This is a genomic window from Parafrankia irregularis (assembly GCF_001536285.1).
Classification (GTDB): Bacteria; Actinomycetota; Actinomycetes; order Frankiales; family Frankiaceae; genus Parafrankia; species Parafrankia irregularis.
On sequence record NZ_FAOZ01000004.1, the window covers coordinates 158,930 to 174,234 of the forward strand.

At 70.3% G+C, this 15,305-nt stretch carries 13 protein-coding genes; 7 read left to right on the plus strand and 6 right to left on the minus strand.

Features of this window, described 5'->3' with window-relative positions; translation table 11 throughout:
• The first annotated feature begins 46 nt into the window (after positions 1 to 46).
• Together AWX74_RS07720 and AWX74_RS07725 are read left to right on the plus strand one after the other, a co-directional pair.
• Positions 47 to 1,663: a tannase/feruloyl esterase family alpha/beta hydrolase gene (locus tag AWX74_RS07720; RefSeq protein ID WP_091273182.1), complete on the plus strand. Its 1,617-nt coding sequence runs from the start codon at positions 47 to 49 to the stop codon at positions 1,661 to 1,663.
• A 285-nt stretch (positions 1,664 to 1,948) separates the two neighbouring features.
• Entirely contained in the window at positions 1,949 to 2,635 is a 687-nt protein-coding gene (locus tag AWX74_RS07725; RefSeq protein ID WP_207550272.1) for a helix-turn-helix domain-containing protein, read from the plus strand.
• A gap of 73 nt (positions 2,636 to 2,708) precedes the next feature.
• On the opposite strand, the gene AWX74_RS07730 is transcribed toward AWX74_RS07725, so the two are convergent.
• On the minus strand, positions 2,709 to 3,554 hold the full coding sequence (locus AWX74_RS07730) for an IclR family transcriptional regulator (RefSeq protein WP_091273184.1): 846 nt from the start codon (positions 3,552 to 3,554) through the stop codon (positions 2,709 to 2,711).
• 165 nt (positions 3,555 to 3,719) lie between these two features.
• Between AWX74_RS07730 and AWX74_RS07735 the strand changes: the two genes are divergently transcribed.
• The gene (locus tag AWX74_RS07735; protein ID WP_091273185.1) at positions 3,720 to 4,448 is read left to right on the plus strand and encodes a DUF4184 family protein; all 729 of its coding nucleotides are present in this window, start codon (positions 3,720 to 3,722) and stop codon (positions 4,446 to 4,448) included.
• A 73-nt stretch (positions 4,449 to 4,521) separates the two neighbouring features.
• On the opposite strand, the gene AWX74_RS07740 is transcribed toward AWX74_RS07735, so the two are convergent.
• From AWX74_RS07740 to AWX74_RS07755, 4 genes are all read right to left on the minus strand, one after another.
• The gene (locus AWX74_RS07740) at positions 4,522 to 4,929 is read right to left on the minus strand and encodes a type II toxin-antitoxin system VapC family toxin (protein WP_006544238.1); all 408 of its coding nucleotides are present in this window, start codon (positions 4,927 to 4,929) and stop codon (positions 4,522 to 4,524) included.
• Positions 4,926 to 5,162, minus strand: coding sequence for an AbrB/MazE/SpoVT family DNA-binding domain-containing protein (locus AWX74_RS07745; RefSeq protein WP_006544239.1), 237 nt, complete (start codon positions 5,160 to 5,162; stop codon positions 4,926 to 4,928). Before AWX74_RS07745 ends, AWX74_RS07740 begins: the two co-directional genes overlap by 4 nt.
• Before the next feature lie 100 nt (positions 5,163 to 5,262).
• Entirely contained in the window at positions 5,263 to 6,774 is a 1,512-nt protein-coding gene (locus AWX74_RS07750; protein ID WP_091273186.1) for an aldehyde dehydrogenase family protein, read from the minus strand.
• 80 nt (positions 6,775 to 6,854) lie between these two features.
• Complete coding sequence (locus AWX74_RS07755) at positions 6,855 to 9,017, minus strand: acetate--CoA ligase family protein (protein ID WP_131799427.1); 2,163 nt, start codon at positions 9,015 to 9,017, stop codon at positions 6,855 to 6,857.
• A 95-nt stretch (positions 9,018 to 9,112) separates the two neighbouring features.
• On the opposite strand from AWX74_RS07755, the gene AWX74_RS07760 reads away from it, so the two are divergent.
• From AWX74_RS07760 to AWX74_RS07775, 4 genes are all read left to right on the plus strand, one after another.
• Positions 9,113 to 9,730: a TetR/AcrR family transcriptional regulator gene (locus AWX74_RS07760; RefSeq protein WP_091273188.1), complete on the plus strand. Its 618-nt coding sequence runs from the start codon at positions 9,113 to 9,115 to the stop codon at positions 9,728 to 9,730.
• 143 nt (positions 9,731 to 9,873) lie between these two features.
• Positions 9,874 to 12,219: an enoyl-CoA hydratase-related protein gene (locus AWX74_RS07765; RefSeq protein WP_242666129.1), complete on the plus strand. Its 2,346-nt coding sequence runs from the start codon at positions 9,874 to 9,876 to the stop codon at positions 12,217 to 12,219.
• A gap of 61 nt (positions 12,220 to 12,280) precedes the next feature.
• Entirely contained in the window at positions 12,281 to 13,327 is a 1,047-nt protein-coding gene (locus tag AWX74_RS07770; protein WP_091273190.1) for a zinc-binding dehydrogenase, read from the plus strand.
• Positions 13,328 to 13,378: 51 nt separating this feature from the next.
• Positions 13,379 to 14,386 (plus strand): TIGR03617 family F420-dependent LLM class oxidoreductase, encoded by a 1,008-nt coding sequence (locus AWX74_RS07775; RefSeq protein WP_091273191.1) that lies wholly within the window; start codon positions 13,379 to 13,381, stop codon positions 14,384 to 14,386.
• A 212-nt stretch (positions 14,387 to 14,598) separates the two neighbouring features.
• Here AWX74_RS07775 and AWX74_RS07780 read toward each other — a convergent pair whose 3' ends face one another.
• The gene (locus AWX74_RS07780; RefSeq protein WP_091273192.1) at positions 14,599 to 15,210 is read right to left on the minus strand and encodes a superoxide dismutase; all 612 of its coding nucleotides are present in this window, start codon (positions 15,208 to 15,210) and stop codon (positions 14,599 to 14,601) included.
• Positions 15,211 to 15,305 lie beyond the last annotated feature (95 nt).

The window sequence follows — 15,305 nt, forward strand, 5'->3', positions numbered from 1 at the left end:
ATGGCCGGGTGGCGGGTGCCACGCCGTGCGAAACACAGGGAGAAAAATGAGGAAATCGGGACAACGCCTGTTATCCATCCTCGCTGCGGTCGGCACCGCGGCGGCGATGGCCGTGCAGGGAGCGGTGCTGGCCAGCCCGGCATCGGCCGCCACCGGGACGGGATGCGGTTCCGTCGCGCAGCCCACCGTTGCCGGCGCGACCATTCAGTCGATGTCGACAGCGGACAAGGGAGCCGACCTTCTGCTGAATGTGCCGGCGCACTGTGAGGTCACGCTCTACCTGACCCACCCCGGCGACGGCGACAAGGTCCAGGTCGCGGTCTGGCTGCCGACGAACGGGTGGAACGGGCGGTTCCAGGGAACCGGCGGCGGTGGTTACGCGGCGAGCCTGCAGCTCGGTGACCTCAGCCTGGGCCCGAATGTCTCCACCCTTCCCTCGGCTGTGCAGGAGGGGTATGCGGCCGCGGCGACGGATGCCGGTATCGGCTTCAACCCGCTGAGCCCCACGGCGTGGGCGCTCAAGGCCGACGGCACCGTCAACACCGGGCTGCTCACCAACTTCGCCCACCGGTCGATCCACGACATGACGGTCGCCGCGAAGCAGATCGTCGCGAGCTTCTACGGCCGCCAGGCCTCCTATTCGTACTGGAACGGCTGCTCGACCGGCGGCCGCCAGGGAATGATGGAAGCCCAGCGGTATCCGGGCGACTACGACGGCATCATGGCGTCGGCTCCGGCGATCAACTGGGACACGTTCGTCCCGGCCGAGCTGTGGCCGCAGGTCGTGATGAACGACCTGAAGACATACCCGAGCGCCTGCAAGTTCAAGGTGTTCACCGATGCGGCGATCGCCGCCTGCAACGGGGGCGACACGGTGGCCGGCGGCCTCATCAGCCAGCCGGAGACCTGCGGGTTCGACCCGAAGAGCCTGATCGGCAAAGTAATCTTCTGTGATCTCACGTTCCAGACGATTACCGCCAAGGACGCCGAGGTCGTGCGGAGGATCTGGGAAGGGCCGACGTCGGCGGACGGCCAACAGGTCTGGTATGGACTTCCGAAGGGTGCCGCGATCGACATGGTCGCCGGAACAACCTCGGACCTGCTCGGGCGGCGGAGCGGTTCACCGAACTCGCTGATCGCGGACTGGGTCAGGTACTTCCTTCTGAAGCAGCCGTCGGCAGACATCGCGGCTGTCACACCCACCCAGCTGGTGTCGCTCATCGGGCAGTCCCAGGCCGAGTACAAGGAGGTCATCGGGACCGGAGATCCGGACCTGACCGCATTCAAGAACCGCGGCGGAAAGATTCTCGGCTGGCACGGCCTCGCGGATCAGCTGATCTTCCCGCAGGGAACGGTCGACTACTACAAGCGGGTGCAGAACACCATGGGCGGGGCGGCGAGCACCAATGACTTCTATCGTCTCTTCCTCGCTCCGGGGGTCGGGCACTGTGGCATCGGGGGGAACGGGCCCGTTCCGACGAACGTGCTCGCCTCTCTGGTGAACTGGGTCGAGAACGGCCAGGCTCCGGCCACGCTGACCTCCTCGACCACCAGCCTCACCGAGGGCACGATCACTCGGAACATCTGCCTCTACCCCGAGGTCGCCCGCTACAACGGCCAGGGCGACCGAAAGCTGGCGAGCAGCTACCACTGCGCTGCCTGACGAGCGCCCCGGCCGGTTCTGTGGTCCGCGCGCAACGTTGTGCGGACCACAGAACCGGCTCTCCTGCGTGTTCACGGACTGCCGTCTCGGCGGCAATGCGGCCGGGTCCTCCGCCAGCACAGATCTCATCTGCGGCTTCGCGATTGTCGGTGTCACGCTGATCTGCTGGCAAAGGCGGATGCCGCCGGCACGGCCTGATGCTCCTGCGCGCACCCCACCTGGACCGGCGGCCGCGACGCGCCCCGCCGCGTGGCTTCCATCACCGCCAGGCCGAAGGTGCGGACGGTGACGCCGCAATACAGTGAAGGCGTGGAGTCGGGTCATGCCGTTGTCGCGCGCAACATCCGTCTCCTCAGACAGCAGCGGGGGCTCTCGCTGGCCGAGCTTGCCCGTCAGTCCGGGCTGGCCAAGCAGACGCTGTCGAAGCTGGAGCAGAGCAACGGCAACCCGACCGTCGACACCCTGTTCTCGATCGCGACCGCACTCGGCGTCCCGGTCACCCGGTTGGTTGCCGAGCGCGAGCAGATCGTCGCCGTTCAGCGGGCGAACGACGTCGTCTGGCAGCGGCACGACAGCCACGAGGTCCGCCTGCTGGACCACGTCTACGGGTCCGGGGTCATCGAGAACTACCTGATGCGCATCCACCCGGTACCGGAGGGCGGCGGTGGAGTGCCTGAGCTCCACCCGGCGGGCACGCTCGAGCATCTCTACGTCATCGTCGGAAGTGTCCGTGTCGGTCCGGTGGACAGCCCCATCGAACTGCGCGAGGGAGATTTCGCGCGATATGCCGGTGACCGGCCACACAGGTACGAGTCGCTGTCAGGTGAGAGCCTGGTACACATCGTGGTCAGTGTTCCCCGTGTCCAGCCCGGCACGGGTGTCATGGGAACCCAGCACGGGGGCGGCCTCCGTCGCCGGATGGGGGAGTCCTGGGCCCCGGCTGAAGAACACGAACAGGCCGAGGACTCCTGAAAAGGCGTTGTCTGAAAAGGCGTTGTCCCCGTCCGCTGCTCCGGTGAGCGAGGGCGAACGTATTTGTCAGGGCCTAGATCCTGGGGCCGACTCCGATATCGGCGCCCCTGCGTAACGTCGCCGCCGCGACGGCGCGAGATGCCTCGTATCCCACCCGGCGTAAGATCGGGGCATATCTGGCGGGATCGAACCGCTGATGCGGGCCGGCGACCGACAGCGCCGCGAGTGGCTGCCGCGCCAGGCCCATGACCGGCACGGCGACGCAGGAGAGCCCAAGCGCCGCTTCCTGGCGGTCGTAGGCGATCCCGTCCTCACGGATGCGCCCCAGTTCGGCGCGGAGCAGCCCGGTGTCGGAGATGGAGTACTCGGTACGTGCCGGCAGGGCGGCCGCCCTGGCGATGATCTCGGCGGTGGCGGGAGCGAAGGCGAGCATCGCCTTGCCGACGCCGGTGCAGTGGGCGGGCAGCCGAGTGCCGATCCTGGAGGGTGATCGCGCCGCCCGATGGCCGTGGATCTTGTTGATGTACGCCACCTCGTCGCCGTGCAACACGGCGAGATGCACCGTCTCGTGGGTGTGCTCGTAGAGATCGACGAGATAGGGGAGCAGCTTGTCGTGGACCAGTGAGGTGGTCGGGCCGTAGACGCAGGATCCCAGGTCGGACACGTGCGGGCTCAGCCGGTAGTCGCTGCCGACACGCTCGACGAACTCGTTGCGCTGCAGGATCGCCAGCAGGCGAAAGGCCGTCGACTTGGTCATCTGGGTGCGTCGGGCCAGTTCGCTCACACCGATCTCGCGGCCCTCGCCTGCGAGAGAACGGACGAGAAGCAACGCCTTGTCCACGGCTGTCACTGCTGTCACTGCTGTCACCGCTGTCTGCTGGCTGGCCACGGCGGACTCGATGACGTCACCGTTCTCCATGGGGTCCTCCGGCGCATCCGCGGACAACTGTAGTAGACGCTCATCCACTTTAGATGACCCCCATCGGCGCTGTAAACCGGACCGATGGGTCCTGGAGGCATGAGTCGGCGGGTTCCCCTAGTGGTCGCCCGGTACATTCGGGGCGACAGGTGCTGAGGGGGCTGGGTGCCGTTCACTGCGAGCCATCCCGCGGCGGTCCTGCCGCTGCGCGGGCTCGGTCTGCCGATGAGTGCGATGGTCGTGGGCTCGATGGTTCCCGACGTGCCGGTCTTCGGCCGGTGGGCGGATCTGTACCGGCTCACGCACAGCCTGCTCGGGGTCGTCACCGTCGTACCCGCCCTGAGCATCGTGGTGCTGCTGGTGTGGAGTCACCTGGTGCGTGACGCCCTGGTCGACCTGGCGCCGGATGCGGTCCGGCTGCGGCTCGCTCCCCGAGCGCGGCTGAGTCGGCGCCAGTGGATGCTCGCTCCCGCGGCCGCGATGGTGGGCGGGCTGACGCATGTGGGCTGGGACCTGTTCACCCACCGCGACCGGTGGGGTTTCCATCAGTTCGCCTGGTTGCGTGCCGAGCACGCGGGCCTGCCCGGGTATGGCTGGCTGCAGTACGGCAGCAGCCTGGCAGGGCTGGCCGTCGTCACGGTGGCGGTCGTCGCCCACCTGCGGGCCCTGCCGCGGGGGTCGCGCCGGCCGCGGCGGCATCCGTCCCAGGTCGTCATCCTGCCCACGGGCGTGCTGGTGGCGGTGGTGCCGTGCGTCGCGGCCGCCGCGGCGGCGACGCAGGACTCCCGTGGACTGCGCGCCGTCGCCTTCGAGGCCGCCGTCGCCGGCGTCCTGGCCCTGATCGGCGCACTGCTGATCATCGTGGCTGGCTGGTGGGCCGTACGCCCGCGCTGAGCCCCGGGTCGGGGTCCTGTCGGGATCGTGGGTTCAACCGCGTTGGCGGAGTGCGGGCTTCACCGGCACGGATTCACCCGACCAGGATCACCTTGACGCCGACCGCGTCATAGGTGCCGCGGGCACGTGCGTCCCTGGTCGCAAGGGCCAGGCCGTGCTCTTTGGCGGTGAGCGCCACCAGACCGTCGTACACGGCGCCCCCGACGATGCCGAGGCGGCTCAAGGTCGTGTGGATCTGCTGGGCGGGCGGCCCGCTCAGCACCAGCGGTGCCGTGAATCTCGCGTCGAGCAGGCGTGCGGCGTCCGGCCCGGACAGGCGGGCGTCGCCCGGGAGTCTGGTGAGCACCGAGTAGGTCTCGGCCAGGGCGTGCCCACTGAGCGTGAGCTGCTGTCCGCCCCACCATCGCGCCACATCCGTGTGGTGTTGATGGGAGCGGACAAGCAGCGGGACGGCGACACTGGTGTCGACGGCGATGGTCACCTGCGGGTGGCGTCGATGAGGCCGAACAGGACGTCGTCGTCGACAGGTGTGTCGCCGGCGGACACGAGCACCCCGTTCTCCTCGACGAGGCGGGCGGTTCTGCCGGCTGGCACGACCTGCACGCCGGCCCCGTAAGGCGAGATGTCCACCTTCGTGCCGGGGAGCAGGCCCAGTGCGTCGCGGATGGACTTGGGCAGCACGATGCGGCCCGCCTGATCCACAACAGCTTCCATGGGAACACGATACCAATCTGATCCCACTGCGCTGCCGGTGTGATCAACTCTGGTGGGAGCTGAAACCCGACGAACCGCCACGACGTCCGTCCGTCGCCCGTCAGTCGTCCAGGCGCGACAGAATCGCCGCGTGCGTCTGCGAGATCAGCGCTCGCATGCCGGGGAGCCGGGATTCGGCCGTGGGTGGCAGCAGCCCCTGGGCGACGCCCACGGAAGCCGTCGCGGTCGTGACCGTGCGCCGGTGGCTGAAGGTGTCGAAGCCGGTCTTCCCGGTGTAGGCGCCCATTCCGCTGCGCCCGATGCCGCCCGACGGGGCGCCGTCGACGCCCCAGTGCGCCAGCACGTCGTCGCGGGTCACGCCACCCGACGTCGTATGGGAAAGGAACTCCTCGAACTCCTGGTCGTCCGGTCCGAACCAGTACGCCGCGAGCGGAGACGGGTGGGCCGCGATGTGGTCCAGGGCGTCCGCGAGCTGGTCGTACCCGTGGACGGCGATGACCGGGCCGAAGATCTCCTCCTGCGCCACCCGCATGTCAGGCGTGACGTCCAGCAGGACCGTCGGCGGTATCAGCCGCCGCCCGGGGTCGGACAGGGAGCCGGGCGGGAGGGTTCCCTGCTCGCCCTCCGCGGCGATGTGGACGACGCGTGCCCCTCGGGCCGCCGCGTCGTCGATCAGCGCCCGAACGCGCTCGAAGTTGCGGTCGTTGACCAGCGAGACCGCCTGCGGATCGTGAAGGTAGCTGGGGAAGTGCTGGCGCACGGCGGACCCGTAGGCGGCGACGAACTCGTCGAGGCGGGCCCGCGGTACGAACACGTAGTCGGGGCACAGGCAGACCTGCCCGCCGTTGAGCAGCCGGCCGGCCGCGATCCGCTGCGCCGCCAGCGCGACGTCCGCGTCACCGCCGAGCACGACCGGGTTCTTCCCGCCGAGCTCCAGCGTCACGGGGACCAGGTTGCGCCCGGCTGCCTCCGCCACCAGTGCTCCGACCTCCGGTGATCCGGTGAAGATCAGGTGGTCGAACGGCAGGGAGGCGAACGCCGCCGCGGTCCGTGCGTCGCCGCGGATGACGGCGACCTCGTCCGGGTGCATGCGGGCGGCGAGCGCGCCGGCAAGCACGTCGGCGGTGCGGGACGGGATCTCCGAAACCTTGATCATGACGCGGTTGCCGGCGGCGAGGGCCTCGATGGCGGGAACGGCCACGAGCGTGACCGGGAAGTTCCACGGGCCGATCACCCCGACCACGCCCTTGGGCCTGGCCTGGATGAAGGTCGGTGTTCCGCGCGCCGCGGAGCCGGGGACCTCCTCGTCCAGCATCCAGTCCCGCAGGTTCTCCCGGACCACCCGCAGCGCGAGGACGATCGACATGATGTCCGAGCTGAGACTGATCGACTCGGGCCGGCTGCCGAAGTCCGCGTGCAGCGCGGCGACCAGGTCATCCGCATGGTCGAGCACGGCCGCGACGAAACGGTCGATTCGCTCGAGGCGCACCTCGACACTCGGCGGCCCCTCGCGCAGGAACGCCGCCCGTTGCCGGCGCAGGATGTCGGTCTGCAGGTCGGCGGACGCGTCGACGGCAGGTGGCCTCTCGGCCCGCGCGGTGCTGGTCGCCATGGCTTCATCCCTTCAGGAGTTCAGGTGCGCCGGAGTTCACCGAGTGCGGGAGCGATCGGTTCCTGCGCGGACGATCGGGTTCATGAACGGGGGCTTCCTGATCCGCCGCGCCAGGTCAGCAGTCCGTCGAGTGCCTCGACGACGTCGCGGCCGACCAGGAGCGGATTGATCTCGAGCGTGTCGATCGAGTCCCCGAGCGCGGTCGCCAGGTCCGCGATCGCACGTATCGCCGTGACCAGCGACGGGAGGTCCACCGGAGGACGGCCTCGGGTCCCCCGCAGGAGCGGGGCCGCGCGCAGGCTGTGCAGGGCACGCCGGATCTCGTCGTCGCCGGCCGGCAGCGGCAGCAGGACGGTGTCGCGGATGACCTCGACGAGGACGCCGCCCAGGCCGACCGCGAGAACGTGGCCCCAGCCCGGATGGTGGGTGACCCCGACGATCAGCTCGATGCCGCCGGTGCGCATCGGCGACACCAGGATCCCGTCGACGTGCGCGGCGGGAGCCGCCACCGCGATCCCGTCGAAGATCGCGTCGTAGGCCTCGCCGACCTGCGTGGCGTCGCGCAGGTCGAGGCGGACACCACCGACGTCGCTCTTGTGCGCGAGGTCGCGCGACACGGCCTTCAGCGCGACGGGGACACCAAACCGCACCGCGGCCTCGACCGCCTGCGCCCGCGTGCTGACGAAGTCGGCGGGCACCACGGGAACACCGGCCGAGCGGAGCAGGTCGCGAACCTCGGCCTCGGACAGCGGCGAGCCGGCGACCACCGTGCGCGTGGTGGCCGTCAGGTCACCTGAGCTGGCCGTCGGGTCACTCGAGCTGGCCGTCAGGTCACCTGAGGCGTCCGCTGACTGGTGGTCGAGCTCGGTCAGCCGCCGCCCCCACCACGAGACCCTGGCCATCGCGGTCATCGCGTCGCGAATGCTCGGCAGGTAGAGCAGCTCGCACTCCGCCAGCACCTGGGCTGTCTCCTCGTCCAGCGCGCTGTCGACCGTGGCCACGTAGGCGCCGGGCGCACCGGCGGACTGGAGCGCTTTCGCGATCGCGGGCATCGGTGCCGGTGTCGGGCGACCGCCGATCACCGCGACGAAACCGACCCGTGGGTCGGACGCGACGATCTCCGCTGCCCGTGGCAGCAGCGACAGGTCGCTCATGCCTGCGCCGGTGACGTCGAGCGGGTTCTGGACGTGGCCGAGATCCGACACGACGGCCGCGAGGTCCTGCTCAGTGCGTGCGGACAGTGCCGGGAGCGGGAGACCCACCTCCTCGGCACGGTCCGCGACGACGTCGCAGGCGCCACCGGACAGGGAGACGACACCGACTCCCGGGGAGCGCCAGGGCCCGGTCGCCGCGGCCAGGTTCGCGGTATGCAGCAACTCCTCCAGGTGGTCGACGCGCAGCACCGCGTCCTGGCGGAACACGGCGTCGATGACAGCGTCGTCGCCGACGAGGGCGCCGGTGTGTGCCAGCGCCGTGCGTGCGGAGAGGTCACTGGAGCCGACCTTGAGGATGACGAGAGCCCTGCGGGCCGCCGCGGCTCTGCGCGCCACCTCCCGGAAGAGCGCGGGCTGGCGGAGCGTCTCCGCGAACACCGCGATGGCGCGGGTGTCGTCGTCGTCGATCAGGTAGTCGAGGACGTCCTCGGCCGTGACCATGGCCTCGTTGCCGGTCGTGACGGCGAAGCTCAGCGCGATCCCGTGGGTGGCGGCGAACCGGGTGAGCGACCCGGCTCCCGCGCCGCTCTGGGACACCAGCGCCACCTGGCCGCGGCGTGGCTGGATGCCGGGCAGCGCGCCGGCGGCGACACCGGCCGCGACGTTGGCGAATCCCAGCATGTTCGGGCCGAGCAGAGTGATCCCGGCCTCGCGGCACTGGGCGACGAGGGCGTCCTGCGCCCGCGCCCCCTCGGGCCCGGTCTCGGCGTAACCGGCGGAGAGGACCACGGCCGAGCGGGCTCCCGCGGCGGCGGCGTCCTCGACGGCCTGGGCCACCATGCCTCGGTGCACCATGATGTACGCGCAGTCGACGCCGCCGGGCACGTCCACGCACCGTTCGTAGGCGGGCTGCCCGAAAACGTTCGCGGTACGCGGATTGATCAGATGAGTGCGCGCCCGCGCGCCGAACCGCTCGACGAGGTCCCACGAGATCCGGAAGAAGCCGGACGACTCGCTGGCACCGATGAAGGCGACGGAGCGCGGCTGGAACAGCGCCGCCATCTGCTCGCGTGGGATCGTGGGAGCCACGTGTCGTCAACCTCCGTGCGCAGGTCCCGGCGGGGCCGGGTCGCCCGACGACGAGAGACATTACTGTACGAGTTCCGTACGTAAAAGGGGAATATGTGACCGCTGCGGAAGCGTCCACCGGCCCGGCTCCCGGCCGCCCCCGCGACCGGGAGATCGACCGGCGGATCCTCGCCGCGGCGACGCGGCTGTTCGGGCGGGTCGGCTGGTCGGGCTTCACCTTCGAAGCCGTCGCGCGTGAGGCGGGCGTCGGCAAGCCGTCCCTCTACCTGCGGTGGCAGACCAAGGAGCAGCTGCTCTCCGCGGCTCTGGCCGCGGGCATCGCCGACATCAGGGACATCGACACCGGCGAGCTGCGCGGTGATCTGCGTGAGCTCGGGCGCCAGCTCTCGGTGCTGCGGCTCGGCCCGGAGCGGCGCGCCGTGGAGCGGATGGGGCTCGAGGCGCGGGAGATCCCCGGGGTGGCGGAGCGCTGGGATCACCTGCGCGAGTCGCAGGTGCACGCCGCGCGGGCCATGGTGCACCGGGCGATCGACCGCGGTGAGCTACCGGCCAGGACATCCGTGACGTTGTTCCTCGACACGTTCATCGGCGCGATCACGATGCACGCGACATCGACCCCCGAGCGACTGAAGCCGGAGGTCGCCGCCAAGATCGACACCTATGTGGAAGACCTGATCGGGTTTCTGCTCGGCGCGCTCACCGCGCAGAGCTGACCGCGCAGAGCTGACCGCGCACGGCCGACCGCGCACGGCCGAACGCTTCGGTCCGGGGGGCTCTCGGCCGGTTGGGACACGAACGGCCCGCGTGGCCTATTTTCATACGTATGTCGTACGTAAGTGTCGGCCCCAGGACGCCCGTGATCGTGGGCGTCGGGCAGTCCTCGGAGCGGATCGGCGAGCCCGACTACCGCGGGATCTCGCCCGTCGGGCTCGCGACCCAGGCCGCGTGCCGGGCGCTGGCCGACGCGGGCGGCCCGGACGCGTCCCCGCTCCGCGGCGCGATCGACCTCGTGGCCGGGGTGCGCCAGTTCGACAACTCGTCACCCACGACGACAGCACCGCTGGGACGCCCGAACAACTTCCCGCGCGCGGTCGCGCGCCGTCTCGGCGCGGCGCCTCGCCGCGCGCTCCTGGACGTGGCCGGAGGCCACTCGCCGCAGCATCTGGTGAACGACATCGGCGCCATGGTGGCCACCGGCGAGGTCGACGTCGCGCTCCTCGTCGGCGCCGAAGCCATCTCGACGGTCAGACATCTCGTCGCCGGCGACGACCCGCCGGACTTCTCCGAGCAGGTCGACGGTGATCTCGAGGACCGCGGCCACGGCCGCAGAGGGCTGTTCTCCCGCTACCTCACCAGCCACGCGCTCGCGACGCCCGCTCACCAGTACGCGCTGTTCGAGGAGGCGCGCCGCGCCCGCCTCGGACTCGACCGCGCGAGCTACGCGCGCACCATGGGCGCGCTGTTCGCTCCGTTCTCGGCTGCCGCGGCGTGCCATTCGCATGCCTCCGCGCCGACGGCCCGGAGTGTCGACGAGCTCGCGACGCCGTCCGAACGCAACCGCCTCGTCGTCGAGCCGTACACCAGGGCACTGATGGCTCGCGAGAACGTCAACCAGGGCGCGGCCGTGCTGATCACTTCCATCGAGGCGGCCCGTCGGCTCGGGGTCCCGGAACACCGCTGGGTCTTCCTGCACGGCCACGCGGACCTGCGCGAGCGGGACCTGCTCGACCGCCAGGACCTCAGCCGGTTCCCGGCCGGGGTGGCGGCGGTCGAGCTCGCGCTCGAGATGGCCGGGATCACGCTGGCCGACCTGACCACCATCGACCTGTACAGCTGCTTCCCGATCGCGGTGTCGGCGATCTGCGACGAGCTGGGGCTCGCGCCGGACGACCCCCGCGGCCTGACCGTCACCGGCGGCCTGCCGTTCTTCGGCGGCGCGGGCAACAACTACGCGATGCACGCGATCGCCACCACGGTCGAGCGGCTGCGCGTGGCCGGGCCCACCGCGTCCGGGCTGGTCGGCGCGAACGGCGGGATGCTGAGCAAGTACTCGGTCGGCGTCTACTCCCGCGTGCCGCGGCCGTGGGCGCCCGACCGCGCCGCCACCCGGCAGGACCAGCTGGACGCCGTGCCCGTGCCCGGCATCGCCCGCAACGCCGAAGGCTGGGGCACCGTCGAGACCGGCACCCTCACCTACCATCGCGACGGCCGGCCTGACACCGGCATCGTCGTGGGCCGGCTTGACGACGGCCGCCGGTTCCTCGCGCTCGTGGCCGACGGCGACGACGATCTCACCGGACGGCTCGCCGCCGGCACCGCGATCGGTACCCGGGTCTACGCGCGTGCCCTGGGGGTCGGTAACCGGGTCGCGGTCTCGAGCGCCCGGATGGAGCGGCTCCTGCCGAGGCGTGTTCCCACGCTGCGTGGGAGCTACGAGTTCCTCGAAGTCCGGCGGGACGATCACGTTCTCGAGGTCGTGATCAACCGGCCTGAGCGGCGCAACGCGCTGCACCCGCCCGCGAACGACGAGCTCGAGGACGTCTTCGACGCGTACTTCGCCGACCGCGACCTCTGGGTGGCGATCATCACCGGCGCCGGTGACACCGCGTTCAGCGCCGGGAGCGACATGATCTACCACGCGAGCGGGAACCCGATGTGGGTACCGGTCAGCGGTTTCGGCGGCCTGACCCGGCGGGCCGGGATGAACAAGCCCGTCATCGCCGCCGTCAACGGCTTCGCCTTCGCCGGGGGCTTCGAGATCGTGCTGGCGTGCCACCTGGTCGTGGCGGACGAGCTGGCGCGGTTCGCGCTGAGTGAGGCCAAGGTCGGTCTGGCAGCCGGTGAGGGTGGCCTGGTCCGGCTGCCGCGGGCCGTCGGCCCGGCGCTCGCCAACGAGCTGGTCCTCACCGGCCGGCCGATCGGTGCCCAGGAGGCTCACAGCCGCGGGCTGGTCAACCGGGTCGCCCCCGCCGGACAGGCGCTCCCGGCGGCCAGGGAGCTGGCGGCGCAGATCATCGCGTCGTCACCGACCTCGATCCGGGTCTCACTGGACGCAATGGCCGAGGCCGCCGCGTTCCCGGATCCGGTCGCGGCGGTCAGCGCCTACTCCCGGCCGATGGACGACCTGTTCACGAGCGAGGACTCCTACGAGGGCCGGATGGCCTTCGTCGAGAAACGCGCGCCTCGCTGGGTGAACCGGTGACGCGCGGCCGCATCACCGACGGGCACGCCAGACAGACACAGACGAGGAGCAGAGCAGAACCGTGACGAAGAACGAGGCCGCCCTGGCGAAAAGCTGGGTCGCGACCCGGCACGCCGCGCCGACGACCGCGCTTGAGCTGCGGGAGGTGGAGGTGCGGGAACCAGCTCCGGGCGAGGTCCGCATCAGGACTGAGGCGTTCTGCCTCGACTTCAACGACATCGACTCCATATACGGGCGCTGGGTGTTCAGGGCCGAGCCGCCTTTCGTCCCGGGCATGCTCGCCGCCGGCACCGTCGAGAGCGTCGGTCCGGGGGCGGATCATCTTCTCGGCGCACGAGTCGTCGGCTGTACGGCGAATGGCCAGGGCGGCTACGCGTCGACCGCTCTTCTGACGACCCGCACCATCCAGCTCATCCCGTCCTGGCTCACCGCCGCCGACGCGGCCGCGATGTACTTCCCGTACCTGCTCAGCTGGCTGGCGCTGAAGGAACGCGCCCGCACGGCCGCAGGTGACGTCGTGCTGATCCATGCCGCGGCCGGTGGGATCGGTTCCGGTGCGGTGCAGCTCGCCAAGGCGTTCGGGGCCACCGTCATCGCCACGGCCGGTTCGGCGGAGAAGCTCGAACTGGCCCGCGAGCTCGGCGCGGACTACGCCGTCAACTACGTGCAGGATGACTTCGTCGCCCAGGTCCTCGACGTCACCAACGGAAGAGGCGTCGACGTCGCGTTCGACACCGTCGGCGGGCAGACAACGCTGGACACGTTCCGTGTCATGGCGTTCAACGGGCGCCACCTGATCATCGGCTATTCCGCGGACGCCGCCGCCGAGAAGGCCGGGGTGAATCTTCAGCCCAGCATCTACGGCAACTTCGACATCTGCGGTGTGTGCTTCATGGCCGTGGAGGACCCGCGCCCCTCCCGGGCGTTCGGAATGAACTTCATGTCGACGGCGAAGTGCATCGAGATCTGGAACAGCACACTTCAGCTGGTGCGAAAGGGGGTTGTCCGCCCGGTCGTCAGCCGGACCATCGAGCTCCCCGAGGTCCCCGAGTGGCTGGAGGCGATGGAGAACCGGCGCACCACAGGTCGCACCGTAGTAGCACTGTAGAGAACGGGCATCGCCATGCGTCCGGCGAACCACCGGCGGGAGGGAACATCGATGAAGGTTGACGCGATCACCCAGTGCGATCTGGCTGATGCCGCCAGGATCGCGCTGCGCGCGGAGGAATGCGGATTCGACCGGATGATCTCCGCCGAGGTGGCGCACGACCCGTTCCTGCCCATGACGCTGGCGGCCGCGGCGACCACGAGGATCTCGCTGGGAACCGGTATCGCGGTGGCGTTCGCACGGAGCCCGATGACCGTCGCGGTCACGGCGGCGGACCTGCACCGCCAGTCCCACGGCCGGTTCGTGCTCGGGCTCGGCAGCCAGATCCGGCCGCACATCGTCCGGCGGTTCTCGATGCCCTGGTCCAGCCCGGCGGCGCGGATGCGGGAGTACGTACAGGCTCTTCGGGCGATCTGGGCCTCCTGGCAGACCGGCGGCCCACTGCGGTTCGAAGGCGAGTTCTACCAGCACACGCTGATGACCCCGATGTTCAACCATGGCCCCAGCGAGCACGGCGACCCGGAGATCTATCTCGCCGGCGTGGGACCGGCGATGACGGCGGTCGCCGGCGAGGTCGCCGACGGCTACCTCGCGCACGGGTTCACCACGCCGGCCTATCTGCGTGACGTCACGCTCGCCAACCTGCAGCGTGGGCTTGACCGGGCCGGGCGCTCCCGTGGCGGGATGGAGGTCAGCGTCCCGATCTTCACCGCGCTCGGGCATGATGACGCCGAGGTCACGGCCAGCGCCCGGGGTGCCCGCGCCACCATTGCCTTCTACGCCTCGACGCCTGCCTACCGGCCCGTGCTGGACCATCACGGCTGGGGCGAACTCGGCGAGGAGCTCACCCGGCTTTCCAAGCTCGGCGCGTGGGACAAGATGGGCGACGCCATCGACGACGAGGTCCTGGCCGCGTTCGCCATCGTCGGCGCGCCCGAGGATCTTCCGGGTGAGGTGGCCCGCCGCTACGGCGGGCTGGTCGACCGGGTACAGATCGGTCTGTCCGGCACCGTGCGTGACGACGAGCTCGGGGCGCTGGTGGACGCACTGCGCGGCTGACCTGCTCAACGGCCGGATACCAGTCCGGATACCAGCTCGGATACCAGTTCGATCCCGGTGCTCCGCGGGCGTCGGGAAGGGTGCCCGGAGCCTCGCCGCCGGTGGCGTCTGCCGTGGCGGATGGCGCGTTGCCACCCCGCCGGCCAGGTGGCTGGGTGCCGTCCCGGCCGGCCGGGTGGTGTGCGCGGAGCCTGCGCGCGGGCCGGGCCGCGTCAGACCGAGGTGATCTGCCTGGCGGCGGTGTAGCGGGCGGCGACGTCGGCCCAGTTGACGATGTCCCACAGGGCGGTCACGTAGTCGGCCTTGACGTTTTTGTACTGCAGGTACCAGGCGTGCTCCCAGGCGTCGAAGGCGAGCAGCGTGGTGTTGCCGATGCCGACGTTGCTCTGGTGGTCGTAGACCTGCTCGACGAGGAGACGTCCGGAAAGCTGGTCGTAGGCGAGGATGCCCCAGCCGGAGCCCTGGACGGTGGTGGTGACGGCGGTGAGCTGGGCCTTGAAGCTGTCGAAGGAGCCGAAGGACTCGGTGATGGCGTCGCCGAGGGCGCCGTCGGGCTTGTCGCCGCCGTCGGGGGAGAGGTTCTGCCAGTAGATCGAGTGCAGGATGTGGCCGGAGACGTTGAACGCGAGGGTCTTCTCCAGGCCGACGATGGCGCCGAAGTCGCCGGAGTCGCGGGCCTCGGCCAGCTTCTCCAGGGTCGTGTTCGCGCCGGCGACGTAGGTCGCGTGGTGCTTGTCGTGGTGCAGTTCGATGATCTGGCCGCTGATCGCCGGCTCCAGCGCGGCGTAGTCGTACTGCAGATCGGGCAGGGTGTAGACGCTCACCTGGTCGTCCTTCACTGGTTGGTGGTGGGTGTGTGGTTGGCGGCCCGCTGTGCGCGGACCGCGCCGTGGTGCGGTTCGTGGGCGAGTAGACGCCT

Bases quoted from the DNA above. Each gene is read 5' to 3' on its own strand.
- AWX74_RS07745 (WP_006544239.1), bottom strand. From the start codon at position 5,162: ATGGAAGCTGTTGTGGATCAGGCGGGCCGCATCGTGCTGCCCAAGTCC.
- AWX74_RS07775 (WP_091273191.1), top strand. From the start codon at position 13,379: ATGAAGGTTGACGCGATCACCCAGTGCGATCTGGCTGATGCCGCCAGG.
- AWX74_RS07750 (WP_091273186.1), bottom strand. From the start codon at position 6,774: ATGGCGACCAGCACCGCGCGGGCCGAGAGGCCACCTGCCGTCGACGCG.
- AWX74_RS07720 (WP_091273182.1), top strand. From the start codon at position 47: ATGAGGAAATCGGGACAACGCCTGTTATCCATCCTCGCTGCGGTCGGC.
- AWX74_RS07730 (WP_091273184.1), bottom strand. From the start codon at position 3,554: ATGGAGAACGGTGACGTCATCGAGTCCGCCGTGGCCAGCCAGCAGACA.